The sequence below is a fragment of the Enterobacter sp. SENG-6 genome, assembly GCF_001605945.1.
Lineage (GTDB): Bacteria > Pseudomonadota > Gammaproteobacteria > Enterobacterales > Enterobacteriaceae > Enterobacter > Enterobacter cloacae.
Window position 1 is genome coordinate 186,441 of record NZ_LOMM01000011.1, and the last position, 26,509, is coordinate 212,949.

At 54.8% G+C, this 26,509-nt stretch carries 24 protein-coding genes; 21 read left to right on the top strand and 3 right to left on the bottom strand.

All coding sequences use genetic code 11. The annotated features are described in order from the left end of the window. Positions 1-146: 146 nt before the first annotated feature. The 20 genes from cra (at position 147) to mutT (ending at position 23,606) form a co-directional block, all read left to right on the top strand. Complete coding sequence (gene cra, locus AX755_RS07215; protein ID WP_013095565.1) at positions 147-1,151, top strand: catabolite repressor/activator; 1,005 nt, start codon at positions 147-149, stop codon at positions 1,149-1,151. 604 nt (positions 1,152-1,755) lie between these two features. Continuing rightward, positions 1,756-2,214, top strand: a complete 459-nt coding sequence (gene mraZ, locus AX755_RS07220) for a division/cell wall cluster transcriptional repressor MraZ (RefSeq protein WP_014830641.1) — start codon at positions 1,756-1,758, stop codon at positions 2,212-2,214. 2 nt (positions 2,215-2,216) lie between these two features. Next, on the top strand, positions 2,217-3,158 hold the full coding sequence (gene rsmH / locus AX755_RS07225) for a 16S rRNA (cytosine(1402)-N(4))-methyltransferase RsmH (RefSeq protein WP_013095568.1): 942 nt from the start codon (positions 2,217-2,219) through the stop codon (positions 3,156-3,158). After that, on the top strand, positions 3,155-3,520 hold the full coding sequence (ftsL, locus tag AX755_RS07230; protein ID WP_008501989.1) for a cell division protein FtsL: 366 nt from the start codon (positions 3,155-3,157) through the stop codon (positions 3,518-3,520). The genes rsmH and ftsL overlap by 4 nt, the downstream gene beginning before the upstream one ends. 15 nt (positions 3,521-3,535) lie before the next feature. Further along, positions 3,536-5,302, top strand: coding sequence for a peptidoglycan glycosyltransferase FtsI (locus tag AX755_RS07235; RefSeq protein WP_023620014.1), 1,767 nt, complete (start codon positions 3,536-3,538; stop codon positions 5,300-5,302). Continuing rightward, entirely contained in the window at positions 5,289-6,776 is a 1,488-nt protein-coding gene (gene murE, locus AX755_RS07240; protein WP_013095570.1) for a UDP-N-acetylmuramoyl-L-alanyl-D-glutamate--2,6-diaminopimelate ligase, read from the top strand. Before AX755_RS07235 ends, murE begins: the two co-directional genes overlap by 14 nt. After that, complete coding sequence (gene murF / locus AX755_RS07245) at positions 6,773-8,131, top strand: UDP-N-acetylmuramoyl-tripeptide--D-alanyl-D-alanine ligase (RefSeq protein ID WP_020688495.1); 1,359 nt, start codon at positions 6,773-6,775, stop codon at positions 8,129-8,131. Before murE ends, murF begins: the two co-directional genes overlap by 4 nt. Further along, positions 8,125-9,207: a phospho-N-acetylmuramoyl-pentapeptide-transferase gene (gene mraY, locus AX755_RS07250; RefSeq protein WP_008501985.1), complete on the top strand. Its 1,083-nt coding sequence runs from the start codon at positions 8,125-8,127 to the stop codon at positions 9,205-9,207. Before murF ends, mraY begins: the two co-directional genes overlap by 7 nt. A gap of 2 nt (positions 9,208-9,209) precedes the next feature. Beyond that, the gene (gene murD / locus AX755_RS07255; protein ID WP_062856534.1) at positions 9,210-10,526 is read left to right on the top strand and encodes a UDP-N-acetylmuramoyl-L-alanine--D-glutamate ligase; all 1,317 of its coding nucleotides are present in this window, start codon (positions 9,210-9,212) and stop codon (positions 10,524-10,526) included. Continuing rightward, on the top strand, positions 10,526-11,770 hold the full coding sequence (ftsW, locus tag AX755_RS07260) for a cell division protein FtsW (RefSeq protein ID WP_013095573.1): 1,245 nt from the start codon (positions 10,526-10,528) through the stop codon (positions 11,768-11,770). The genes murD and ftsW overlap by 1 nt, the downstream gene beginning before the upstream one ends. Further along, positions 11,767-12,831 carry an undecaprenyldiphospho-muramoylpentapeptide beta-N-acetylglucosaminyltransferase gene (gene murG / locus AX755_RS07265; protein WP_013095574.1) on the top strand — a complete coding sequence of 355 codons (1,065 nt, stop codon included), beginning with the start codon at positions 11,767-11,769 and terminating at the stop codon, positions 12,829-12,831. The genes ftsW and murG overlap by 4 nt, the downstream gene beginning before the upstream one ends. 58 nt (positions 12,832-12,889) lie before the next feature. After that, the gene (gene murC, locus AX755_RS07270) at positions 12,890-14,365 is read left to right on the top strand and encodes a UDP-N-acetylmuramate--L-alanine ligase (protein ID WP_013095575.1); all 1,476 of its coding nucleotides are present in this window, start codon (positions 12,890-12,892) and stop codon (positions 14,363-14,365) included. Beyond that, positions 14,358-15,278, top strand: a complete 921-nt coding sequence (locus AX755_RS07275) for a D-alanine--D-alanine ligase (protein WP_057071073.1) — start codon at positions 14,358-14,360, stop codon at positions 15,276-15,278. The genes murC and AX755_RS07275 overlap by 8 nt, the downstream gene beginning before the upstream one ends. Before the next feature lies 1 nt (position 15,279). Continuing rightward, the gene (ftsQ, locus tag AX755_RS07280) at positions 15,280-16,122 is read left to right on the top strand and encodes a cell division protein FtsQ (protein WP_013095577.1); all 843 of its coding nucleotides are present in this window, start codon (positions 15,280-15,282) and stop codon (positions 16,120-16,122) included. Beyond that, positions 16,119-17,375, top strand: coding sequence for a cell division protein FtsA (gene ftsA / locus AX755_RS07285; protein ID WP_006173845.1), 1,257 nt, complete (start codon positions 16,119-16,121; stop codon positions 17,373-17,375). Before ftsQ ends, ftsA begins: the two co-directional genes overlap by 4 nt. Positions 17,376-17,438: 63 nt before the next feature. Then, positions 17,439-18,590, top strand: a complete 1,152-nt coding sequence (gene ftsZ / locus AX755_RS07290; protein ID WP_008501978.1) for a cell division protein FtsZ — start codon at positions 17,439-17,441, stop codon at positions 18,588-18,590. 101 nt (positions 18,591-18,691) lie between these two features. Next, the gene (gene lpxC / locus AX755_RS07295) at positions 18,692-19,609 is read left to right on the top strand and encodes a UDP-3-O-acyl-N-acetylglucosamine deacetylase (protein WP_013095578.1); all 918 of its coding nucleotides are present in this window, start codon (positions 18,692-18,694) and stop codon (positions 19,607-19,609) included. Between the two features lie 279 nt (positions 19,610-19,888). Continuing rightward, complete coding sequence (gene secM / locus AX755_RS07300) at positions 19,889-20,392, top strand: secA translation cis-regulator SecM (RefSeq protein WP_072193778.1); 504 nt, start codon at positions 19,889-19,891, stop codon at positions 20,390-20,392. Positions 20,393-20,451: 59 nt separating this feature from the next. Then, positions 20,452-23,157 carry a preprotein translocase subunit SecA gene (secA, locus tag AX755_RS07305; protein WP_013095581.1) on the top strand — a complete coding sequence of 902 codons (2,706 nt, stop codon included), beginning with the start codon at positions 20,452-20,454 and terminating at the stop codon, positions 23,155-23,157. A 56-nt stretch (positions 23,158-23,213) separates the two neighbouring features. Then, the gene (gene mutT, locus AX755_RS07310) at positions 23,214-23,606 is read left to right on the top strand and encodes an 8-oxo-dGTP diphosphatase MutT (RefSeq protein ID WP_013095582.1); all 393 of its coding nucleotides are present in this window, start codon (positions 23,214-23,216) and stop codon (positions 23,604-23,606) included. A 34-nt stretch (positions 23,607-23,640) separates the two neighbouring features. Here the strand turns inward: mutT and yacG are convergent, their stop codons facing one another. From yacG to coaE, 3 genes are read right to left on the bottom strand one after another with little or no spacing between them, the layout of a single operon-like run. Continuing rightward, on the bottom strand, positions 23,641-23,835 hold the full coding sequence (yacG, locus tag AX755_RS07315) for a DNA gyrase inhibitor YacG (RefSeq protein ID WP_040022085.1): 195 nt from the start codon (positions 23,833-23,835) through the stop codon (positions 23,641-23,643). 9 nt (positions 23,836-23,844) lie between these two features. After that, positions 23,845-24,588: a cell division protein ZapD gene (gene zapD / locus AX755_RS07320; RefSeq protein ID WP_013095583.1), complete on the bottom strand. Its 744-nt coding sequence runs from the start codon at positions 24,586-24,588 to the stop codon at positions 23,845-23,847. Then, positions 24,588-25,208: a dephospho-CoA kinase gene (coaE, locus tag AX755_RS07325; RefSeq protein ID WP_014830656.1), complete on the bottom strand. Its 621-nt coding sequence runs from the start codon at positions 25,206-25,208 to the stop codon at positions 24,588-24,590. Before coaE ends, zapD begins: the two co-directional genes overlap by 1 nt. Positions 25,209-25,436: 228 nt before the next feature. On the opposite strand from coaE, the gene AX755_RS07330 reads away from it, so the two are divergent. Continuing rightward, entirely contained in the window at positions 25,437-26,480 is a 1,044-nt protein-coding gene (locus tag AX755_RS07330; protein WP_020688503.1) for a GMP reductase, read from the top strand. The last annotated feature ends 29 nt before the right edge of the window (positions 26,481-26,509 follow it).

Here is a 26,509-nt window from a genome sequence, read left to right on the forward strand (position 1 = left end):
ACCAAAGCCGGGCTTTTTTTTGCGTAATACGCCGATAACACAGATAAAAGCGGTTGCCGCGAAAGCTATTCTGCGTTTAGATGTTAAAAGATTTAACCATAACCTTGACAGGGCCATGGACTCTTTTCTTTTTTTAAGGGGCAATTGTGAAACTGGATGAAATCGCCCGGCTAGCCGGCGTGTCACGAACTACGGCCAGCTATGTGATTAACGGTAAAGCAAAGCAGTACCGTGTCAGCGACAAAACCGTTGAGAAAGTCATGGCGGTGGTTCGTGAGCACAACTACCACCCGAATGCTGTCGCAGCGGGCTTACGTGCCGGGCGCACCCGATCGATTGGTCTGGTGATCCCCGATCTGGAAAACACCAGCTACACCCGCATCGCTAACTATCTTGAACGTCAGGCTCGCCAGCGTGGCTATCAGCTCCTGATTGCCTGCTCTGAAGATCAGCCTGATAACGAAATGCGCTGTATTGAGCATCTGCTCCAGCGTCAGGTTGATGCGATCATCGTTTCGACCTCCTTGCCACCCGAGCATCCCTTCTATCAACGCTGGGCGAACGATCCGTTCCCAATCGTTGCACTGGATCGCGCCCTGGACAGAGAGCATTTTACCAGTGTCGTCGGTGCCGATCAGGATGACGCGGAAATGCTGGCCGCGGAGCTGAGAACCTTTCCGGCTGAAACCGTGCTCTATCTTGGGGCGTTGCCTGAGCTTTCTGTGAGTTTCCTGCGTGAGCAAGGCTTCAGAACGGCGTGGAAAGACGATCCGCGCGAGGTTCACTACCTTTATGCTAACAGTTATGAACGCGAAGCCGCTGCGCAGCTGTTCGAGAAATGGCTGGAGACGCACCCGATGCCTCAGGCGCTGTTCACCACTTCATTTGCGTTGCTGCAGGGGGTGATGGATGTCACTTTGCGTCGGGATGGTAAGCTGCCTTCCGATCTCGCTATCGCCACCTTCGGTGATAACGAACTGCTCGACTTCCTGCAATGTCCGGTCCTGGCCGTCGCGCAGCGCCATCGTGATGTGGCGGAGCGCGTGCTGGAGATCGTTCTCGCGAGCCTTGATGAACCACGTAAACCGAAGCCGGGGCTGACGCGCATCAAACGTAATCTCTACCGTCGCGGAATTTTAAGCCGCCATTAATGAAATGAGACGGGGCAGCGAAAACTGCTCCCTCTTTTTTCTGGATAATTCTGTCAAATAATTCCCGGAGAAAAATTAGGACGATTCCTTAGGAATCAGAACCTGCTATTTTTTTTATTCTTTCAGGCGTTTTAAAATGCCTTTGAAAGAACATTTATACGATTTATAAAGCCTGTCTTTGTATTGTTTTGTTACAAAGCTGCCCGGTCGATGAATATTCAGACGTTTTTCCCCTGCTCCAGCGTGCTTGCCTGCCAGCCGGTTCGTTCATTGCGCATTGTGGTGAATGTGGCGCTGTTATCCCCTGTGAATATGTCTTAAAATGCTGCCCGCGTCGCAAACTGACACTTTATATTTCGATGCGATGATATTGAGTGAGCCTTAACGCTAGTGTGCATATTCGGTTTTTTTCTTACAAATATTCATAACGTTAATTTTGCCTCGCCAGTTGTGCAGTTATTAACCAGGACTGTTTATCTCTGTAAATAGAGCCCTTTCGGGTTCGTATAGAGAGAGTCCTGGCTTGACAAGCTTTTCCCTCGCTCCGTAAACTCCTTTAGGTGGGAATTTGTGGGTTAAAGTGGTGAGGAGGGGTGAGACTGGCATGTTCCGTGGAGCAACGTTAGTCAATCTCGACAGTAAGGGGCGTTTATCGGTACCAACCCGATACCGCGACCAGCTGATCGAGAACGCTTCGGGTCAACTGGTTTGCACCATTGACATCAACTCCCCCTGCCTGCTGCTTTACCCTTTACCTGAATGGGAAATTATTGAGCAAAAGCTGTCGCGACTGTCGAGCATGAACCCACAGGAACGCCGCGTGCAGCGGTTGTTATTGGGGCATGCCAGTGAGTGTCAGATGGATAGTGCAGGGCGATTACTGATTGCGCCCGTGCTGCGGCAGCATGCCGGTCTGACCAAAGAAGTGATGCTGGTCGGTCAGTTCAACAAGTTTGAACTGTGGGACGAAACGACCTGGTATCAACAGGTCAAGGAAGATATCGACGCTGAGCAGTCTGATTCCGCTACCTTGTCGGAACGGCTGCAGGACTTGTCTCTATAAATATGATGGAAAATTATAAACATACAACGGTGTTGCTGGATGAGGCCGTCAACGGCCTGAATATTCGTCCGGACGGCATCTACATTGATGGCACTTTTGGTCGCGGTGGCCACTCGCGTTTGATCCTCTCCCAGCTTGGAGCGGAAGGACGTCTGCTGGCAATTGATCGCGATCCGCAGGCGATTGCTGTTGCGCAAACCATCGATGACCCACGCTTTTCCATCGTGCATGGACCTTTCTCTGCGCTGGCGGATTACGTTGCTGAGCGCGGCCTGACGGGCAAGATCGACGGGATTCTTCTCGATCTTGGCGTCTCTTCACCCCAACTTGATGATGCTGAACGCGGCTTCTCCTTTATGCGCGACGGCCCGCTGGACATGCGCATGGATCCCACGCGCGGTCAGTCTGCCGCCGAGTGGTTACAGACCGCAGATGAAGCCGATATCGCCTGGGTGATCAAAACCTTTGGCGAAGAACGTTTTGGCAAGCGCATCGCGCGCGCCATTGTTGAACGCAATCGTATTGAGCCGATGACCCGCACGAAAGAGCTGGCCGAGGTGATTGCGGCGGCAACACCGGTGAAGGATAAACACAAACACCCCGCGACCCGTACCTTCCAGGCGGTTCGCATCTGGGTAAACAGTGAACTGGAGGAAATAGAGCTGGCGCTAAAAAGCTCGCTCGACGTGCTGGCCCCGGGAGGGCGGTTGTCCATCATCAGCTTCCATTCGCTGGAGGACCGTATTGTGAAACGCTTTATGCGTGAACAAAGCCGCGGTCCACAGGTGCCAGCAGGGCTGCCGATGACGGAAGAACAACTCAGGAAGCTGGGTGGCCGTCAGTTGCGAGCATTAGGCAAGTTGATGCCGGGCGAAGAAGAGGTGGCAGAGAATCCACGCGCCCGTAGTTCAGTGCTGCGTATTGCAGAGAGGACGAACGCATGATCGGCAGAGTGACAGAGACCCTAAGCAAAGTTAAGGATTCGTTAGGAAGCAACGAGCGCCATGCCTTGCCTGGCGTGATCGGCGACGATCTTTTGCGGTTTGGGAAGCTGCCACTCTGCTTGTTCATTTGCATCATTGTGACGGCAGTAACGGTGGTGACGACAGCCCACCACACACGTTTATTGACTGCGCAACGCGAGCAGATGGTACTGGAACGCGATGCGCTGGATATTGAATGGCGAAACCTGATCCTTGAAGAAAACGCCCTCGGCGATCACAGCCGGGTCGAGCGGATCGCAACAGAAAAGCTGCAATTGCAGCATGTTGATCCTTCCCAGGAAAATATCGTAGTACAAAAATAAGGGAAAACGCGACGCATGAGAGCAGCGGCAAAAACGCTAAAACCAAAACGTCAGGAAGAACAGGCCAACTTTATCAGTTGGCGTTTTGCGTTGCTTTGCGGCTGCATTTTACTCGCGCTGGGCTTCCTGCTGGGACGTGTGGCGTGGCTACAAATCATCGCGCCTGACATGCTGGTGCGCCAGGGCGATATGCGCTCTCTGCGCGTACAGGAAGTCTCCACATCTCGCGGGATGATCACCGATCGTTCCGGTCGTCCGCTGGCGGTGAGCGTACCGGTGAAGGCGATCTGGGCCGATCCGAAAGAGCTGCACGATGCCGGTGGTATCACGCTCGACAACCGCTGGAAAGCGCTGTCTGACGCCCTGAAAATGCCGCTGGATCAGCTTGCCTCCCGCGTTAACGCCAACCCGAAAGGGCGCTTTATCTATCTGGCGCGTCAGGTTAACCCTGACATGGCCGATTACATCAGAAAATTGAAGCTCCCGGGTATCCATCTGCGCGAAGAGTCTCGCCGTTACTATCCTTCCGGCGAAGTAACCGCTCACCTCATTGGTTTTACAAACGTCGACAGCCAGGGGATTGAAGGGGTTGAAAAAAGCTTCGATAAGTGGCTTACCGGTCAGCCGGGTGAGCGAATCGTGCGTAAAGACCGCTATGGTCGCGTGATTGAAGATATCTCTTCCACAGACAGCCAGGCCGCGCATAACCTGGCGTTGAGCATTGATGAACGCCTGCAGGCGCTGGTGTATCGAGAGCTGAACAATGCCGTGGCCTTTAACAAGGCGGAGTCGGGCAGCGCCGTGCTGGTGGATGTCAGCACTGGCGAAGTGCTGGCGATGGCCAACAGCCCGTCCTACAACCCGAACAACTTTACTGGTACCGCAAAAGATGCAATGCGTAACCGGGCCATTACCGACGTGTTCGAACCTGGCTCCACGGTGAAGCCGATGGTGGTGATGACGGCGCTGCAACGCGGCATCGTCAATGAGAACACGGTTCTGAACACGATCCCTTACCGAATCAACGGCCACGAGATTAAAGACGTGGCGCGCTACAGCGAATTGACCCTGACCGGGGTATTACAGAAGTCGAGTAACGTCGGTGTTTCAAAGCTGGCGTTAGCGATGCCGTCCTCAGCGTTAGTAGAGACTTACTCACGTTTTGGGCTAGGAAAGGCGACCAATTTGGGGTTGGTCGGAGAACGCAGTGGCTTATATCCTCAAAAACAACGGTGGTCTGACATAGAGAGGGCCACCTTCTCTTTCGGCTACGGGCTAATGGTAACCCCGTTACAGTTAGCGCGAGTCTACGCAACGATTGGCAGCTATGGCGTCTATCGCCCACTGTCGATTACCAAAGTTGATCCACCGGTTCCGGGCGAGCGTATCTTCCCGGAATCTATCGTTCGTACCGTTGTGCATATGATGGAAAGTGTGGCGCTACCTGGCGGTGGCGGCGTGAAGGCGGCGATCAAAGGCTATCGCATCGCCATTAAAACCGGTACGGCGAAAAAAGTGGGGCCAGACGGCCGCTACATCAACAAATACATTGCCTATACCGCAGGCGTTGCGCCTGCAAGCAATCCGCGTTTTGCGCTGGTGGTTGTCATTAACGATCCACAGGCGGGTAAATACTACGGCGGCGCCGTTTCAGCGCCTGTGTTCGGCGCCATCATGGGCGGCGTATTACGCACCATGAACGTTGAACCGGACGCGCTGGCAACGGGCGAAAAAAGTGAATTTGTAATTAATCAAGGCGAGGGTACAGGTGGCAGATCGTAATTTGCGCGACCTTCTCGCTCCGTGGGTGCCAAACGCACCTGAGCGAGCGCTACGGGAGATGGTACTGGACAGCCGTGTGGCTGCTTCCGGCGATCTTTTTGTGGCTGTAGTTGGTCATCAGGCGGACGGGCGTCGATATATCCCGCAGGCGATTGCGCAAGGTGTAGCTGCCATTATTGCTGAGGCTAAAGATGAGGCAACCGACGGTGAAATCCGTGAAATGCACGGTGTGCCGGTTATCTACCTTAGCCAGTTGAATGAGCGACTCTCCGCACTGGCAGGACGTTTTTATAACGAGCCTTCAGACCAGCTGCGTCTGGTGGGCGTGACGGGTACTAACGGAAAAACGACGACCACCCAATTGATGGCGCAATGGGCGCAACTGCTGGGAGAAACCGGCGCCGTAATGGGCACCGTGGGGAATGGGCTGCTGGGTAAAGTGAGCCCGACGGAAAACACCACCGGCTCCGCGGTTGACGTACAACATGTGATTGCCGGTCTGGCAGGGCAGGGTGCGACCTTTGCCGCGATGGAAGTCTCCTCTCATGGTCTGGTACAGCATCGTGTGGCGGCGTTGAAATTTGCCGCCTCCGTGTTCACGAACCTGAGTCGCGATCATCTTGATTATCATGGTGATATGGAGCATTACGAGGCCGCGAAATGGCTGCTCTTCTCCACGCATCACTATGGACAGGCCATCATCAACGCTGATGACGAAGTGGGGCGCCGCTGGCTTGCGAAGCTGCCGGATGCGGTTGCGGTGTCGATGGAAGACCATATCAATCCGAACTGCCATGGCCGCTGGCTGAAGGCGGTTGAGGTTAATTATCACGACAGCGGCGCGACGATTCGCTTTGCCTCTTCCTGGGGTGAAGGCGAAATTGAAAGCCGCCTGATGGGGGCGTTTAACGTCAGCAACCTCCTGCTGGCGCTGGCAACGCTGCTGGCGTTGGGCTATCCGATGGCCGAACTGCTCAACACCGCAGAGCGTCTGCAGCCCGTCTGTGGCCGTATGGAAGTGTTCAGTGCACCAGGTAAACCGACCGTTGTTGTCGATTATGCCCACACGCCGGATGCGCTGGAAAAAGCGCTTGAAGCGGCACGTCTGCACTGCGCCGGTAAGCTCTGGTGTGTGTTTGGCTGTGGGGGCGATCGTGACAAGGGCAAGCGTCCGTTGATGGGTGCCATCGCCGAACAGTTCGCGGATATTCCGGTTGTGACCGATGACAACCCGCGTACTGAAGAGCCGCGCGCCATTATAAACGATATCCTGGCCGGTATGCTGGACGCAGGACGTGCCCGCGTGGTGGAAGGCCGTGCGGAAGCCGTGACCAACGCCATCATGCAGGCGCAGGAGAACGACGTCGTGCTCCTGGCGGGTAAAGGCCATGAAGATTATCAGATTGTTGGCAATCGTCGTCTGGACTATTCGGACCGTGTAACGGCAGCGCGTCTGTTGGGAGTGGTGGCATGATCAGCTTAACGCTCGGCAAGGCGGCAACCCTCCTGCAGGGTACGTTGCATGGTCAGGATCTGACCATCGACGCCGTGACGACAGATACCCGCAAAGTGACCGCCGGGTGCCTGTTTGTGGCGCTGAAGGGCGAACGTTTTGACGCCCACGATTTTGCTGAACAGGCGAAAGAGAATGGTGCGGGTGCGCTGCTGGTGAACCGCAAACTCGATATCGATTTACCGCAGATTGTGGTGAAGGATACGCGCCTTGCCTTTGGTGAACTGGCAGCATGGGTTCGTCAGCAGGTGCCAGCTCGCGTTGTTGCTCTGACGGGGTCTTCGGGCAAAACGTCAGTAAAAGAGATGACGGCGGCGATCCTCAGTCAGTGCGGTAACACGCTTTACACCGCAGGCAATCTAAATAATGACATCGGCGTGCCGATGACATTGCTTCGCCTCACCAAAGAGCATGACTTTGCGGTGATTGAATTAGGGGCAAACCACCAGGGTGAAATTGCCTGGACGGTCAGCCTGACGCGTCCGGAGGCTGCGCTGGTGAACAACCTGGCCGCCGCGCATCTGGAAGGTTTCGGTTCACTTGAAGGCGTGGCGAAAGCCAAAGGTGAGATCTATACCGGCCTGCCGGATAACGGTATCGCCATTATGAATGCCGATAATAACGACTGGTTGAACTGGCAGAGCATCATCGGTTCACGTAAGACGTGGCGCTTCTCGCCTAATGCGGCAGACAGTGATTTTACCGCGACCCATATCCATGTGACTTCGCATGGCACGGAATTCACGCTCAATACCCCAACGGGAGGCATTGAGGTTCTGCTGCCGCTGCCGGGTCGCCATAACATCGCCAATGCGCTTGCTGCCGCGGCGCTGTCGATGGCCGTCGGCGCAACACATGACGCGATCAAAACTGGCCTTGCGAATTTAAAAGCCGTACCGGGACGTCTGTTCCCAGTCCAGCTTGCAGAAAACAAACTGCTGCTGGATGACTCCTACAACGCGAACGTCGGTTCGATGACGGCAGCCGTACAGGTGTTGTCCGAAATGCCAGGCTATCGCGTGATGGTGGTTGGCGATATGGCCGAGCTGGGCGATGAGAGCGAAGCCTGTCATACCCAAGTGGGTGAAGCTGCGAAAGCGGCCGGGTTGGATTGCGTACTGAGCGCAGGAAAACTGAGCCAGGCGATTAGCCATGCCAGCGGTGTTGGCGAACATTTTGCCGATAAAGCCGCACTGATTGAACGTCTGAAGACGTTGATTGCTGAAAAACAAATTGTGACTGTGTTAGTGAAAGGTTCACGTAGCGCCGCCATGGAAGAGGTAGTGCACGCATTACAGGAGAACGGGACATGTTAGTTTGGCTGGCCGAACATTTGGTCAAATATTACTCAGGCTTTAACGTCTTTTCCTATCTGACGTTTCGCGCCATCGTCAGCCTGCTGACTGCGCTGTTCATCTCGTTGTGGATGGGCCCGCGCATGATTGCCCGTCTGCAAAAACTCTCTTTTGGCCAGGTTGTGCGTAACGATGGTCCGGAATCGCACTTCAGCAAGCGCGGTACGCCAACCATGGGCGGGATTATGATCCTGACCGCGATCGTGGTTTCCGTGCTGCTGTGGGCCTATCCATCCAACCCGTACGTCTGGTGTGTGCTGACTGTGCTGGTGGGCTACGGAATCATTGGGTTTGTTGATGATTACCGCAAAGTGGTACGTAAAGACACGAAAGGTCTGATCGCCCGCTGGAAATATTTCTGGATGTCGGTGATTGCGCTGGGCGTGGCCTTCGCGCTGTATCTGGCCGGAAAAGACACTCCCGCTACCGAACTGGTGGTGCCGTTCTTTAAAGACGTCATGCCGCAACTGGGGCTGTTCTACATTCTGCTGGCGTACTTCGTGATTGTGGGCACCGGTAACGCGGTGAACCTGACCGATGGTCTGGATGGCCTGGCCATTATGCCAACGGTCTTCGTGGCCGCAGGTTTCGCGCTGGTGGCGTGGGCGACCGGCAACATGAATTTTGCCAACTATCTGCACATTCCTTATCTGCGTCACGCGGGCGAGCTGGTGATCGTCTGTACGGCCATTGTCGGGGCAGGGCTGGGCTTCCTGTGGTTCAACACCTATCCGGCCCAGGTCTTTATGGGTGACGTCGGTTCACTGGCTCTGGGTGGCGCGCTGGGTATTATTGCCGTGCTGCTGCGCCAGGAGTTCCTGCTGGTCATCATGGGCGGGGTATTTGTGGTTGAGACCCTGTCGGTGATCCTGCAGGTCGGTTCCTTTAAGCTGCGCGGTCAGCGCATCTTCCGTATGGCACCGATTCACCATCACTATGAACTGAAAGGCTGGCCAGAGCCGCGTGTCATCGTGCGCTTCTGGATTATTTCGCTGATGCTGGTGCTGATTGGCCTGGCAACGCTGAAGGTACGTTAATCATGGCAGATTACCAGGGCAAAAAAGTCGTTATCATCGGGTTGGGCCTTACTGGCCTGTCCTGCGTGGACTTTTTCCTTGCGCGCGGCGTGACGCCGCGGGTGATGGATACGCGTGTTTCTCCGCCGGGTCTGGACAAACTGCCGGAACAGGTTGAACGCCACCTTGGTGGTCTGAATGATGACTGGCTGCTGGCAGCCGATCTGATTGTGGCCAGCCCCGGTATGGCGCTGGCGCACCCTTCACTGAGCGCCGCGGCGGATGCGGGCGTTGAGATTGTCGGTGATATCGAGCTGTTCTGCCGCGAAGCGCAGGCGCCTGTTATCGCCATTACCGGCTCTAACGGAAAAAGCACCGTCACTACCCTGGTGGGTGAGATGGCGAAAGCGGCGGGCAGAAATGTCGGCGTTGGCGGCAACATTGGTTTGCCCGCGCTGATGCTGCTGGACAAAGGCTGCGAGCTGTACGTGCTGGAACTCTCCAGCTTCCAGCTGGAAACCACCTCCAGCCTGCATGCTGCCGCGGCCACAATCCTGAACGTGACCGAAGATCATATGGACAGGTATCCGTTTGGTCTACAGCAGTATCGCGCAGCCAAATTGCGTATATATGAAAATGCCAAAGTCTGCGTCGTTAACGCCGATGATGCCCTGACCATGCCGGTACGCGGTGCCGATGACCGCTGCATCAGCTTTGGTATCACTATGGGTGATTATCATTTGAACCGTCAGCTGGGTGAAACCTGGCTGCGGGTGAAAGGTGAGAAAGTGCTGAACGTGAAGGAGATGAAGCTTTCCGGTCAGCATAACTACACCAATGCGCTGGCGGCGCTGGCGCTGGCGGATGCCGTCGGTCTGCCACGCTCCTCCAGCCTGCAGGCGCTAACCACCTTTACCGGTCTGGCGCACCGTTTCCAGCTGGCGCTGGAGCATAACGGCGTACGCTGGATCAATGATTCCAAAGCCACCAACGTAGGCAGTACAGAGGCCGCGCTGAATGGTTTGCAGGTGGAAGGTACTCTGCATCTGCTGCTGGGTGGCGACGGTAAATCCGCCGATTTCACCTCCCTGAAGCAGTATCTCTCCGGCGATAACATCCGTCTCTACTGCTTTGGTCGTGATGGCAGGGAACTGGCGGAATTGCGTCCTGAGATCGCCGAGCAGACCGAAACCATGGAACAGGCAATGCGCCTGATTGCTCCTCGCGTGAAGCCGGGCGATATGGTGCTGCTCTCTCCGGCATGCGCCAGCCTTGATCAATTCAAGAATTTCGAACAGCGTGGTGATCTCTTTACCCGCCTGGCGAAGGAGTTAGGCTGATGCGTTTATCTCTCCCTCGCCTGAAAATGCCGCGCTTCCCAGGATTTGGTGTCCTGGTGTGGTTGTTTGCGGCACTGAAAGGCTGGGTGATGGGCTCTCGTCAGAAAGATAACGACAGCCTGATCATGTACGATCGCACGCTCTTCTGGCTCACCCTGGGGCTGGCGGCGGTCGGCTTTATTATGGTGACGTCAGCATCAATGCCCGTCGGGCAGCGACTGGCGAACGATCCTTTCCTGTTTGCCAAGCGTGATGGTCTGTACATCATCCTGGCGTTCTGTCTTGCGCTGATAACCTTACGTCTGCCGATGGCGTTCTGGCAGCGACACAGTACCGCGATGCTGATCGCCTCGATCATCATGCTGCTGATCGTGCTGGTGGTGGGGAGTTCCGTAAACGGGGCATCGCGCTGGATCGCCTTTGGTCCGCTGCGTATTCAGCCTGCAGAATTTACCAAACTGTCCCTGTTCTGCTACCTGGCGAACTACCTGGTGCGCAAAGTAGATGAAGTGCGTAACAACCTTCGCGGCTTCCTGAAACCGATGGGCGTGATTCTGGTGCTGGCGGTCTTGCTGCTGGCGCAGCCTGACCTTGGTACCGTGGTGGTACTGTTTGTGACGACGCTGGCGATGCTGTTCCTGGCGGGGGCGAAACTGTGGCAGTTCATCGCCATTATCGGGATGGGTATTTCAGCGGTTGTCCTGCTGATCCTTGCTGAACCATACCGTATCCGCCGTGTGACCTCGTTCTGGAACCCGTGGGAAGATCCGTTTGGCAGTGGCTATCAGCTGACGCAGTCACTCATGGCGTTTGGCCGCGGTGAAGTCTGGGGACAAGGCCTGGGCAATTCGGTTCAGAAACTGGAGTATTTACCCGAAGCGCATACTGACTTCATCTTCTCCATTATTGCAGAAGAACTGGGTTATATCGGTGTGGTATTAGCGCTATTAATGGTATTCTTCGTCGCTTTCCGCGCCATGTCGATTGGGCGGAAAGCGCTGGAGATCGATCACCGCTTCTCAGGTTTCTTAGCCTGTTCAATTGGTATCTGGTTTAGCTTCCAGGCATTGGTTAACGTCGGGGCCGCAGCGGGTATGCTGCCGACCAAGGGCCTGACGTTGCCGTTGATCAGTTATGGTGGTTCCAGTCTGTTGATCATGTCGACGGCCATCATGATGTTGTTACGTATAGATTATGAAACGCGTCTGGAAAAAGCCCAGGCGTTTACACGAGGTTCACGATGAATCAACCGAAGCGGTTAATGGTGATGGCAGGCGGTACCGGTGGACATGTGTTCCCGGGGCTGGCGGTTGCGCACCATTTAATGGATCAGGGCTGGCAGGTACGCTGGCTGGGAACCGCAGACCGCATGGAGGCCGACCTGGTACCGAAGCACGGTATTGAGATCGACTTTATTCGTATTTCTGGCCTTCGTGGCAAAGGCATTAAGGCCCAGCTTCTGGCGCCGGTGCGCATTTTCAACGCATGGCGTCAGGCACGCAGCATCATGAAGCGCTTTCAGCCGGATGTGGTGCTGGGCATGGGCGGTTATGTTTCCGGTCCGGGTGGACTTGCCGCGTGGTCGTTGGGCATTCCCGTTGTACTGCATGAGCAGAATGGTATTGCCGGACTGACCAACAAGTGGCTGGCGAAAATCGCCACCAAAGTGATGCAGGCATTTCCTGGTGCGTTCCCGAAAGCGGACGTCGTCGGGAACCCGGTGCGTGTGGATGTGCTGGCGCTGCCGTTGCCGGATACCCGCATGGCTGGCCGTGAAGGCCCTGTTCGCGTGCTGGTCGTCGGCGGATCGCAGGGCGCACGCATCCTGAACCAGACGATGCCGCAGGTTGCCGCAAAGCTGGGTGATGCCGTGACCATCTGGCATCAAAGCGGAAAAGGCGCTCAGCAGACCGTTGAGCAGGCTTATGCGGCAGAAGGTCAGCCGCAGCACAAAGTGACGGAATTTATCGACGATATGGCGGCAGCGTACGCCTGGGCCGATGTCGTGGTGTGTCGCTCCGGTGCATTAACGGTGAGTGAAATTGCCGCCGCGGGTTTACCGGCTCTGTTTGTGCCGTTCCAGCACAAAGATCGTCAGCAGTACTGGAATGCGCTGCCGCTTGAAAAAGCCGGTGCCGCGAAAATATTCGAGCAGCCACAATTTACCGCCGATGCGGTCGCCACCACCCTGGCGGGCTGGAACCGGGAAACATTAATGGAGATGGCGCAACGCGCACGTGCGGCGGCCATTCCTGATGCAACGGAACGGGTGGCAAAAGAAGTGAGCCTGGCAGCCCAGGCTTAACCCTCGCAGCGCGTGTTGCGCTGCACGATTTTTTTAAGTAGTCGATGGCGTTTAGAGAATGAATACACAACAACTGGCAAAACTGCGTTCAATCGTGCCCGAGATGCGTCGCGTCCGGCACATTCACTTTGTTGGCATCGGTGGTGCTGGCATGGGCGGTATTGCCGAAGTGTTAGCTAACGAAGGCTATCAGATCAGCGGGTCTGACCTGGCGCCAAACCCTGTTACGCAGCAACTGGCGTCGCTTGGGGCGACTATCTATTTCAACCATCGCCCGGAAAATGTGCGCGATGCGAGTGTGGTGGTGGTATCCAGCGCCATCTCCTCTGATAACCCGGAAATTGTGGCCGCGCATGAAGCGCGTATTCCGGTGATCCGCCGCGCGGAAATGCTGGCAGAGCTGATGCGTTTTCGTCACGGGATTGCGATTGCCGGGACGCACGGTAAAACCACGACCACGGCGATGGTTTCCAGTATTTATGCCGAAGCGGGTCTCGACCCGACGTTCGTCAACGGCGGTCTGGTAAAAGCAGCAGGTGTGCATGCGCGTCTGGGCCACAGCCGTTATCTGATAGCGGAAGCGGATGAGAGCGATGCGTCGTTCCTGCATCTGCAGCCGATGGTGGCGATTGTCACTAACATCGAAGCTGACCACATGGATACCTACCAGGGCGACTTCGAGAACTTAAAGCAGACCTTTATCAACTTCCTGCATAACCTGCCGTTCTATGGACGCGCGGTAATGTGTGTGGACGATCCGGTCATTCGCGAGTTGTTGCCGCGGGTTGGTCGTCAGATCACCACCTATGGTTTCAGTGAAGACGCGGATGTTCGCGTGGAAGAGTACAAACAGATTGGTGCGCAGGGGCATTTCACCCTGGCGCGTCAGGACAAAGAGCTGCTGCACGTGACGCTGAACGCACCAGGCCGTCATAACGCCCTGAACGCAGCCGCGGCGGTGGCCGTCGCAACAGAAGAAGGCATTGATGACGATGCAATCCTGCGTGCTCTGGAAAGCTTCCAGGGAACCGGGCGTCGTTTCGACTTCCTTGGCGAATTCCCGCTGGATGCGGTGAACGGTAAACCGGGCACCGCCATGCTGGTGGACGACTACGGTCACCATCCAACCGAAGTAGACGCGACCATTAAGGCCGCACGTGCGGGATGGCCAGAGAAGAACCTGGTGATGATCTTCCAGCCACACCGTTTTACGCGTACGCGCGATCTGTATGACGATTTCGCCAGCGTGCTGTCCCAGGTGGACACATTGCTGATGCTGGATGTTTATTCTGCAGGTGAAACGCCGATCCCAGGCGCGGACAGCCGTTCTCTGTGTCGAACCATTCGCGGACGCGGTAAAGTAGACCCTATTTTGGTTTCGGATCCTGCTCAGGTCGCCGAGATTCTGGCGCCGGTACTGACAGGTAACGATTTGATTCTGATTCAAGGCGCGGGAAATATCGGCAAAATCGCCCGTACCTTAGCTGAAATCAAACTGAAGCCGCAAACTCAGGAGGATGAGCATCATGGCTGATAAGATTGCTGTCCTGTCTGGCGGCACCTCCGCCGAGCGCGAGGTTTCCCTGAATTCAGGCGCTGCGGTACTGGCGGGCCTGCGTGAGGCTGGCGTTAATGCACATCTGGTCGATCCGAAAGAGGTCGATGTAACGCAGCTGAAAGCAATGGGCTTCGATAAAGTCTTTATTGCTCTGCACGGTCGTGGGGGAGAAGACGGTACCCTGCAAGGGTTGCTGGATCTCATCGGTATGCCCTACACCGGCAGCGGCGTGATGGCCTCCGCCATCTCAATGGATAAACTGCGCAGTAAGCTGCTGTGGCAGGGAGCGGGTTTGCCGGTTGCGCCGTGGGTTGCATTGACGCGCCGCGAATTTGAAATGGGCCTTCAGGATAGCGTTAATGCACGCATTGCTGAGCTGGGCTTACCGGTTATTGTAAAGCCCAGCCGTGAAGGGTCGAGCGTTGGGATGTCCAAAGTTGATAAAGCTGACGATTTATCGTCTGCTTTAGCGCTGGCATTTCAACACGATGAAGAAGTTCTGATTGAAAAATGGCTCAGCGGACCGGAATTTACCGTGGCGATGCTTGGTGAAGAAATTTTACCGTCGATTCGCATCCAACCTGCTGGCGTCTTCTATGATTATGAGGCGAAGTATCTCTCTGACGAGACGCAATATTTCTGCCCAGCGGGTCTTGAAGCAGAACGTGAAGCGGATTTACAGTCCCTGGTGCTTAAAGCCTGGCATGTTCTTGGTTGCAGTGGCTGGGGACGCATTGATGTGATGCTCGACAGCGATGGGCAATTTTATTTGCTGGAAGCAAATACCTCTCCAGGCATGACCAGCCACAGCCTTGTGCCGATGGCCGCGCGTCAGGCGGGGATGAGCTTCTCGCAGTTAGTCGTACGTATTCTGGACCAGGCGGGCTGATATGTCTCAGGCTGCATTGAACACGCGCAACCGCGATGACGAGGAAGAATATTCTTCTTCACGCCGGAGTAATGGAACGCGTCTTGCAGGGATTATTTTCCTGCTCGGGGTGCTGTGCACCGTGTTTATCAGCGGCTGGATGGTACTGGGCTGGATGGAAGATGCGCAGCGGTTGCCGCTGTCGAAGCTGGTGGTCACCGGTGAACGCCATTACACGCGTAACGATGATATTCGCCAGTCGATTCTGGCACTGGGGTCGCCTGGCACCTTTATGACGCAGGATGTCAACATTATCCAGAGTCAGATTGAACGTCTGCCCTGGATAAAACAGGCGAGTGTAAGAAAGCAATGGCCTGATGAATTGAAGATTCATCTGGTTGAATATGTGCCCATTGCGCGTTGGAATGATCAGCACATGGTTGACGTAGACGGAAATTCCTTCAGCGTCCCGGCCGATCGTGTCAACAAGCAAAATTTACCGATGTTGTATGGTCCTGAAGGCAGCGAAAACGAAGTGTTACAGGGTTTTCGCGAGATGGGGCAAGTGCTGGCGAAGGACAGGTTTACGTTAAAAGAAGCTGCGATGACGGCGCGCCGTTCGTGGCAGCTCACCTTAACGAATGGCATTAAGCTCAACCTTGGCCGCGGCGACACGATGAAGCGTCTGGCGCGTTTTGTAGAACTTTACCCGGTTTTACAGCAGCAGGCACAGACTGACGGCAAACGGATAAGCTACGTTGATTTGCGCTATGACTCAGGCGCAGCAGTCGGTTGGGTACCGGCTCCGGTCGAGGAACCTAATCAGCAACAGAATCAGGCACAGGTACAGGCAGAACAACAATGATCAAGGCGACGGACAGAAAACTGGTAGTTGGACTGGAGATTGGCACCGCGAAGGTTGCCGCTTTAGTAGGGGAAGTTCTGCCCGACGGTATGGTCAATATCATTGGCGTGGGCAGCTGCCCGTCCCGTGGTATGGATAAAGGTGGGGTAAACGATCTTGAGTCGGTGGTGAAATGCGTACAGCGCGCCATCGATCAGGCTGAATTAATGGCAGATTGCCAGATTTCCTCTGTCTATCTGGCCCTCTCTGGTAAGCATATCAGCTGCCAGAACGAAATCGGCATGGTGCCCATTTCTGAAGAAGAAGTGACGCAGGAAGACGTTGAAAACGTAGTGCATACGGCGAAGTCCGTGCGCGTGCGCGATGAGCATCGCGTGCTGCACGTGATCCCGCAGGAATATGCGATCGACTACCAGGAAGGGATCAAGAACCCGGTTGGTCTGTCTGGCGTGCGTATGCAGGCAAAAGTGCACCTGATCACATGTCATAACGATATGGCGAAGAACATCGTAAAAGCCGTTGAACGTTGTGGCCTGAAAGTTGACCAACTTATTTTCGCAGGTCTGGCGGCTAGTTATTCCGTGCTGACCGAAGATGAACGTGAACTGGGCGTCTGTGTGGTCGATATTGGTGGTGGTACAATGGATATGGCCGTGTATACCGGCGGTGCCCTGCGCCACACCAAAGTGATCCCTTACGCGGGGAACGTGGTGACCAGCGATATTGCCTACGCGTTTGGTACGCCGCCAAGCGATGCAGAAGCGATTAAAGTGCGCCACGGTTGTGCGCTGGGGTCTATCGTTGGCAAAGATGAGAGCGTTGAAGTGCCAAGCGTGGGCGGCCGTCCGCCGCGTAGCCTGCAGCGCCAGACGTTGGCAGAGGTGATTGAGCCGCGCTATACCGAGCTGCTCAACCTGGTCAACGAAGAGATTTTGCAGTTACAGGAACAGCTTCGCCAGCAGGGCGTAAAACATCATCTTGCGGCGGGGATTGTATTAACCGGCGGTGCAGCGCAAATTGAAGGTCTTGCGGCCTGTGCGCAGCGTGTGTTCCATACGCAGGTGCGTATTGGCGCACCGCTGAATATTACCGGTTTAACGGATTATGCCCAGGAGCCTTACTATTCAACGGCTGTGGGCCTGCTCCACTACGGGAAAGAATCCCATCTCAGTGGTGAAGCAGAAGTGGAAAAACGCGTCTCAGTGGGGTCGTGGGTCAAACGACTGAACAACTGGCTGCGAAAAGAGTTTTAATTTTTTTAAGAGACCGGAGAGAATTAACGGTCTCGGGCGACAGGCACAACGGAGAGAGAAATTATGTTTGAACCTATGGAACTGACCAACGACGCGGTGATTAAAGTCATCGGCGTCGGTGGCGGCGGCGGTAACGCCGTAGAGCATATGGTGCGCGAGCGCATTGAAGGTGTTGAATTCTTTGCGGTTAACACCGATGCACAGGCACTGCGTAAGACGGCAGTCGGCCAGACTATCCAGATCGGTGGTGGCATCACCAAAGGTCTGGGCGCAGGAGCTAACCCGGAAGTAGGTCGCAATGCGGCTGAAGAAGATCGTGAAGCGCTACGTGCTGCACTGGAAGGTGCGGACATGGTCTTCATCGCAGCAGGAATGGGTGGCGGTACAGGTACCGGCGCAGCACCTGTTGTGGCTGAAGTGGCTAAAGATTTAGGTATCCTGACCGTTGCTGTCGTGACCAAGCCTTTCAATTTTGAAGGCAAGAAACGTATGGCCTTCGCGGAGCAGGGTATCACCGAGCTGTCCAAGCATGTGGACTCGCTGATCACCATCCCGAACGACAAGCTGCTGAAAGTGCTGGGTCGCGGTATCTCTCTGCTGGATGCCTTTGGCGCAGCAAACGACGTGCTGAAAGGCGCGGTTCAGGGTATCGCTGAACTGATTACCCGTCCTGGCCTGATGAACGTTGACTTTGCTGACGTTCGCACCGTGATGTCCGAAATGGGCTACGCGATGATGGGCTCCGGCGTGGCGAGCGGTGAAGACCGTGCGGAAGAAGCGGCTGAAATGGCTATCTCTTCTCCGCTGCTGGAAGATATCGATCTGTCGGGTGCGCGTGGCGTGCTGGTCAACATCACCGCTGGCTTTGACCTGCGTCTGGATGAGTTCGAAACCGTGGGTAACACCATCCGTGCGTTCGCCTCTGACAACGCGACCGTGGTAATCGGTACCTCCCTTGACCCGGAAATGAACGACGAGCTGCGTGTAACGGTTGTTGCGACCGGTATCGGTATGGACAAGCGTCCTGAAATCACTCTGGTGACGAACAAGCAGACTCAGCAACCGGTAATGGATCGTTACCAGCAGCACGGTATGTCTCCTCTGACTCAGGAGCAAAAACCGGCCGCGAAAGTGGTTAATGACCCAACGCCGCAAACGGCGAAAGAGCCTGATTATCTGGATATCCCGGCGTTCCTGCGTAAGCAAGCTGACTAAGAATTGGCTGGAATTTGGGGATTTCCGCTCTTTGTGCTAAACTGGCCCACCGTTAGTGATATACACTCTCGGTTGGATAGTTAATTTGGCGAGATTATACGATGATCAAACAAAGGACACTTAAACGTATCGTTCAGGCGACGGGTGTCGGTTTACATACCGGCAAGAAAGTCACCCTGACGTTACGCCCTGCGCCGGCCAATACCGGGGTCATCTATCGTCGCACCGACTTGAATCCACCGGTAGATTTTCCGGCCGATGCCAAATCTGTGCGTGATACTATGCTCTGTACTTGTCTGGTGAACGAGCATGACGTGCGGATTTCTACCGTAGAGCATCTGAACGCCGCCCTGGCGGGTCTGGGTATCGACAACATTATTGTTGAAGTCGATGCGCCAGAAATCCCGATCATGGATGGTAGTGCTGCTCCGTTCGTTTATCTGTTGCTGGATGCCGGCATCGAAGAACTGAACTGCGCGAAGAAATTTGTTCGCATCAAAGAGACCGTTCGCGTCGAAGATGGCGACAAGTGGGCTGAATTCAAACCGTACAATGGTTTCTCGTTGGACTTCACCATCGATTTTAACCATCCGGCGATTGATGCCAGTACCCAGCGCTATGCGATGAACTTCTCTGCTGATGCGTTTATGCGCCAGATCAGCCGTGCTCGTACTTTCGGCTTCATGCGTGATATCGAATATCTGCAGTCCCGCGGCCTGTGCCTGGGCGGCAGCTTCGATTGTGCCATCGTTGTTGACGATTATCGCGTACTGAACGAAGACGGTCTGCGTTTCGAAGATGAATTCGTTCGCCACAAAATGCTTGATGCAATTGGCGACCTGTTCATGTGTGGTCACAACATTATTGGTGCATTTACCGCGTTCAAATCCGGTCATGCGCTGAATAACAAACTCTTGCAGGCCGTCCTGGCAAAACAGGAAGCCTGGGAGTATGTGACCTTCGAAGACGAAGCTGAACTGCCGCTGGCCTTCAAAGCCCCTGGCCTGGTTCTGGCGTAACGGTTCAAGCCGTTCCGTAAAAAATCGACTGGTTAACCTGGTACTCTCTCCGACCAGGGAAACCAGTCGTTTTTATTTTTACCTTTCTTCATTTTGCCCCAGCTTCCCCTTTCGCTTAGCAGGCGTAGAAAATCTGTGCGTTAGCTGCATTCTTGACCGTTTTTCCCCGCTGCAGTACGTCATTCCTGCTGCTGTGTATTGGCTTTAGTGGTAATATCTGGGCGCTTAAAAGAATAACTGAAATCAGCCTGTGTAAGACGGGCTTATGTGGTGGAGCAAGTGAGCGGAATTCTGACGCGCTGGCGACAATTTGGCAGACGTTACTTCTGGCCGCATCTCTTATTAGGGATGGTCGCGGCGAGTTTCGGCTTGCCTGCGCTCAGCAACAGCGCTGAAGCTGCCACACCGGCAAAGACGTCAACCACCAAACACGATCTCACCGCGCGCGTTAACTTCACCAATCTTGCGTGGCTTGAAGCCAGCCGCCGTCCTAACTTTTCGGTAGATTACTGGCAGCAGCACGCCATCCGCACGGTTATCCGCCATCTGTCATTTGCAATGGCGCCGCAGGCCATACCGGTTGCTGAAGAGACGCTGCCGGTTCAGGCGCAACACCTTGCGCTGCTGGATACGCTCAACGCGCTGTTGACGCAGGACAGCCAGCCAGCTGTTAGCGCTCCGCAGACAGCGCAATCCGTCGTTGTTTCACCCGCCACATTCTCTGTCTCGACGTGGATAAGCCAGGTTCATGGCATCCGCGCCGGGCCTCAGCGCCTCAGTTAAATTAACCGTTTTCAATACCTTAATTTATCTGCCCGTTATGGGGCGTTTGAGAATTTATTATGCTAATCAAATTATTAACCAAAGTTTTTGGTAGTCGTAACGATCGTACCCTGCGCCGTATGCGCAAAGCTGTCGCTGTCATCAACGGTATGGAACCGGCGATGGAAAAGCTGTCTGATGACGAGCTGAAAGCGAAAACCGCAGAATTCCGCGCACGCCTGGAAAAAGGCGAAACCTTAGAAAGCCTGATCCCGGAAGCCTTCGCGGTTGTGCGTGAAGCGAGTAAACGTGTATTCGGCATGCGTCACTTCGACGTGCAGCTGCTGGGCGGTATGGTGCTTAACGAGCGCTGCATCGCGGAAATGCGTACCGGTGAAGGTAAAACCCTAACCGCGACGCTGCCTGCCTATCTGAACGCACTGACCGGCAAAGGCGTGCACGTCGTGACCGTCAACGACTATCTGGCACAGCGTGACGCCGAAAATAACCGTCCATTGTTCGAATTCCTGGGGATGACCGTCGGCATCAACATGTCCGGTCTCCCTGCGCCAGCCAAGCGCGAAGCGTATAACGCCGATATCACCTACGGTACCAACAACGAATACGGCTTCGACTACCTGCGTGACAACATGGCGTTCAGTCCTGAAGAACGTGTGCAGCGTAAATTGCACTATGCGCTGGTGGATGAGGTGGACTCCATTCTGATCGATGAAGCGCGTACCCCGCTGATCATCTCCGGCCCGGCCGAAGACAGCTCTGATATGTACCGTAAAGTCGACAAAATCATTCCACACCTGCTGCGTCAGGAGAAAGAAGATTCCGATACCTTCCAGGGTGAAGGCCACTTCTCCGTTGATGAAAAAGCGCGCCAGGTGAACCTGACCGAACGTGGTCTGGTTAAAATTGAAGAGCTGTTAGTGGCTGAAGGCATCATGGAAGAGGGTGAGTCTCTCTATTCCCCGAGCAACATCATGCTGATGCACCACGTGACTGCCGCACTGCGCGCCCATGCGCTGTTCACTCGCGATGTCGACTACATCGTCAAAGACGGCGAAGTCATCATCGTTGATGAGCACACCGGCCGTACCATGCAGGGTCGTCGCTGGTCTGACGGTCTGCACCAGGCCGTTGAAGCCAAAGAAGGCGTGGATATTCAAAACGAAAACCAGACGCTGGCGTCTATTACCTTCCAGAACTACTTCCGTCTGTACGAGAAGCTGGCAGGGATGACCGGTACAGCAGATACCGAAGCGTTTGAATTCAGCTCCATCTACAAACTGGATACCGTTGTCGTTCCAACCAACCGTCCAATGATCCGTAAGGACATGCCGGACCTGGTCTACATGACCGAAGCGGAAAAAATTCAGGCAATCATCGAAGATATTCGTGAACGTACTGCTAAAGGCCAGCCGGTTCTGGTGGGGACCATCTCCATCGAGAAATCCGAAGTGGTGTCTAATGAGCTGACTAAAGCGGGTATCAAGCACAACGTACTGAACGCCAAATTCCACGCCAAAGAAGCAGATATCGTTGCGCAGGCGGGTTATCCGGCGGCCGTGACCATCGCCACCAACATGGCGGGTCGTGGTACCGATATTATGCTGGGCGGTAGCTGGCAGGCCGAAGTGGCTGAGCTGGAAAACCCAACGCCGGAACAGATTGCGCAGATCAAAGCCGACTGGCAGGTGCGTCATGATGCGGTTCTGGCATCTGGTGGTCTGCATATCATTGGTACCGAGCGTCACGAATCACGTCGTATCGATAACCAGCTGCGTGGTCGTGCAGGTCGTCAGGGGGATGCCGGTTCTTCCCGCTTCTACCTGTCGATGGAAGATGCGCTGATGCGTATCTTCGCCTCTGACCGTGTTTCCGGCATGATGCGTAAGCTGGGGATGAAACCAGGTGAAGCCATTGAGCACCCATGGGTGACCAAAGCGATTGCCAACGCGCAGCGTAAAGTGGAAAGCCGCAACTTCGATATTCGTAAGCAGCTGCTGGAATATGATGACGTCGCCAACGATCAGCGTCGTGCTATCTATACCCAGCGTAACGAACTGCTGGACGTATCCGACGTGAGCGAAACCATCAACAGCATTCGTGAAGATGTGTTCAAAGCGACTATCGATGCGCACATTCCGCCTCAGTCTCTGGAAGAGATGTGGGATATCGAAGGCCTTCAGGAGCGCCTGAAAAACGACTTCGACCTCGACCTGCCAATCAAAGAGTGGCTGGATAAAGAGCCTGAGTTGCACGAAGAGACCCTGCGCGAGCGTATCTACGAAACCGCGCTGGAGGTATACAAGCGTAAGGAAGAGGTTGTTGGCGCTGAGATGATGCGTCACTTCGAAAAAGGGGTGATGCTGCAGACGCTGGACTCACTGTGGAAAGAGCACCTGGCGGCGATGGACTACCTGCGTCAGGGGATCCACCTGCGTGGCTATGCGCAGAAAGATCCTAAGCAGGAGTACAAGCGCGAATCCTTCTCGATGTTTGCCTCCATGCTGGAGTCGCTGAAATATGAAGTTATCAGCACCCTGAGCAAAGTGCAGGTGCGTATGCCGGAAGAAGTGGAAGCGATGGAGCAACAGCGTCGTGAGGAAGCCGAGCGTCTGGCACAGATGCAGCAGCTTAGCCACCAGACTGACGATAGCGAAGCCGCTGCGGCAATCGCCGCGCAAACTGGCGATCGCAAAGTGGGGCGTAACGATCCGTGCCCATGCGGTTCCGGTAAAAAATATAAGGCGTGCCACGGCCGTCTGAGCTAAGTTCATAAAAAACGAAAAGGCGCAGAAATCTGCGCCTTTTTTATGGAAGTGACAATATGAAAATACTGCAAATTGCTGTCGGGATAATTCGCAACCCGCAAAACCAAATCTTCATTACGCAACGTGCCGCTGACGCCCACATGGCAAACAAGTGGGAGTTTCCTGGCGGGAAAATCGAGTCCGGTGAAACGCCGGAGCAGGCGCTGGTGCGTGAGCTTCAGGAAGAGGTCGGCATTACTCCGATTGGCGCAACGCTGTTTGATAAGCTGGAATACCAGTTTCCGGATCGTCACATCACGTTGTGGTTCTGGCTTGTGGAAAGCTGGGAGGGGGAACCCTGGGGGAAAGAGGGACAACCGGGTGGCTGGGTTTCGCTTCACGCGAGTGATGCCGAAAAATTTCCTCCGGCAAATGCGCCCGTCATATCCCGGCTAACGGGCAACCTGTAGGCCTGCTAAGCGAAGCGCCAGCAGGCTTTGAACTCTACTGCTGGTTCTCGCTCCAGTCATCGCTGTCCGAGAGATCGCCTTCACTTGGAATGCGTTTCTCTTCCGCCGCCCATTCGCCCAGGTCAATTAACTGACAGCGCTTACAGCAGAATGGGCGAAACGGACTCACCTCTCCCCAGACAACAATTTTGCCACAGGTTGGGCAGTTTACGGTGGTTACATCAGACATAGGCACTCCTTAACAACAGGCCAGTTCAAAATCGAGGCGTTCCGGCACGGTGCCATTTTCACTATCCAGCGGCATAAAGCGAATCGCAAAACGACTCTTATGCCCGGAGATTTGCGGGTAAAGCTGTTCACCTAAAGAGAGGTTCAGACGCAGCAGATCCGCATCATCACCGTTGTCCTGGTAGAAACCGTTCAGGCTGGTTTGCTTGCGGAATGGCGCCGAGTTACGGATGAGATCGAGGATCAGGGATAACGTCTGATGCATCGGCTCCAGGCTGTCCAGCCAGCTTTTCACCTGTGCATCACGCTGGACCTGCGGCATATGCAACCACATATGCAGTGTCGGCAGGTCAAAGCTGCAGCAGCCGCCCGGGATACTCAGGCGCTGGCGCACCAGCCCGATTAAGCGGTCTTCACGCAAAAACTGCCCAACGCGGGGAGCGGCCATCAGCGTACTGCTGCTGTTTTTAAGCTGTTGACGGAGTGAATCAATGCGGCTCTGGTCAACGCCCGGAACTTCGGCCCAGGCCTGTAATTTACGCTGCTGGCGCTCCAGCTCTTTCAGTAGCTCGGTGCGAACGTCGCCTCGTTCAATTACATCCAGAAGATCGCCCACATTGCGGAAGAAGTGCAGCGCCGTCGCATGATCGTTGATGGGCAAATGTTGTGAGAGTTGTTGAATCAGAAATTCGATACGCAGCCAGGTACGCATTTTTTCGTTGAGCGGATGCTCAAAAAGGATGTGGGTCGACATTATGGTTTTTCCTGTGCAACGGCCTGCGCGGCATACGTCAGATACTGCGCGTGCAGGCGGGCAACATCCGATGCAATGGCATCTGGTGCGCCGTTATTATCAATAACATCATCCGCAACGGCAAGGCGCTGAGCGCGCGTGGCCTGAGCGGCAAGAATTTGTTCAGCCTGTTCGCGCGAGACATGGTCGCGCGCCACGGTGCGCTGGATTTGCGTTTCGGGTGAGACATCAATGACCAGTACCCGGTCGGCTTTATTGTGCAGTTGATTCTCTACCAGCAGCGGAACCACCCACAGAACATACGGCGAGCGGGCTGCGGCAATCTGACGCTGGGTTTCCTGGTGGATAATGGGGTGGAGCAGAGCATTAAGCCAGGCCTTTTCTGAAGAATCAGAAAAAATGCACTCACGAAGCTTGCGGCGATTTAGCGTGCCATCCGCGTTGATAATTGCCTGACCAAAATGTGCCTTAATGGCGTTTAGTGCGGGTGTATCTGGCTCTACCACCTGACGGGCAATGATATCGGCATCGATTATGGTGATACCCAGACGAGAAAATGCGTCCGCAACGGTACTTTTCCCGCTGCCGATGCCGCCGGTTAATGCGACGATATACCCCATTAAATCAAATCCTGGGAATTATTCATTATTAAAATCAGTTGGTTAAAATTCAAACGTGCGCCAGCCACTGTTTGGCTCTCTTTACCGGCTTTTTACCAGGTAAATTTATAGGATTGTAGCGTAAAAAAAGAGAATTTCGCAGTCTTGCGGAGCAGGTATTAGTGCGTATGATAACGTCACTGGAGTTGTGCTTTTAACATATTTGCCTCTAACCCCAGGAATCCGCACATGCGTATCGAAGAAGATCTGAAGTTAGGTTTCAAAGACGTTCTTATCCGCCCTAAACGCTCTACACTGAAAAGTCGCTCAGACGTTGAACTCGAACGTCAATTCACCTTTAAACATTCCGGTCAGACCTGGTCTGGCGTGCCGATCATCGCAGCCAATATGGATACGGTGGGAACCTTCGAGATGGCGACCGCGCTGGCGAAATTCGATATCCTTACCGCTGTGCATAAGCACTACAGCCCGGAAGAGTGGAATGCCTTTATCGCCTCTGCATCGGACGATGTGGTGAAGCATGTCATGGTTTCCACCGGTACCTCCGATGCCGATTTCGAGAAGACCAAACAGATTCTTAACGCTAACCCGGCGCTCAATTTTGTCTGTATTGATGTGGCAAATGGTTACTCCGAGCACTTCGTGCAGTTTGTCAGCAAGGCGCGTGAGGCCTGGCCCACCAAAACCATTATCGCGGGCAACGTGGTAACCGGTGAAATGTGTGAAGAGCTGATCCTTTCCGGTGCCGACATCGTAAAAGTGGGCATTGGCCCGGGTTCCGTGTGTACCACGCGTGTGAAGACCGGTGTGGGTTACCCGCAACTTTCTGCGGTGATTGAGTGTGCTGATGCCGCGCACGGTCTGGGCGGCCAGATCATCAGCGACGGCGGTTGCACCATGCCGGGTGATGTCGCGAAAGCCTTTGGCGGCGGCGCGGATTTCGTGATGCTCGGCGGCATGCTGGCGGGTCATGAAGAGAGCGGCGGTACCGTGGTTGAAGAGAACGGCGAGAAGTTCATGCTGTTCTACGGCATGAGCTCAGAATCAGCAATGACTCGTCACGTAGGTGGCGTGGCAAAATACCGTGCTGCGGAAGGCAAAACCGTGAAGCTGCCTCTGCGTGGCCCGGTCGAAAACACGGCTCGTGACATCCTGGGCGGCCTGCGTTCCGCATGTACCTACGTTGGGGCATCCCGTCTGAAAGAGCTGACAAAACGTACGACGTTTATCCGCGTTCAGGAGCAGGAAAACCGCGTTTTCAATAGCCTGTAATGTTTCCGCTGGCGTATGTCCGTACGCCA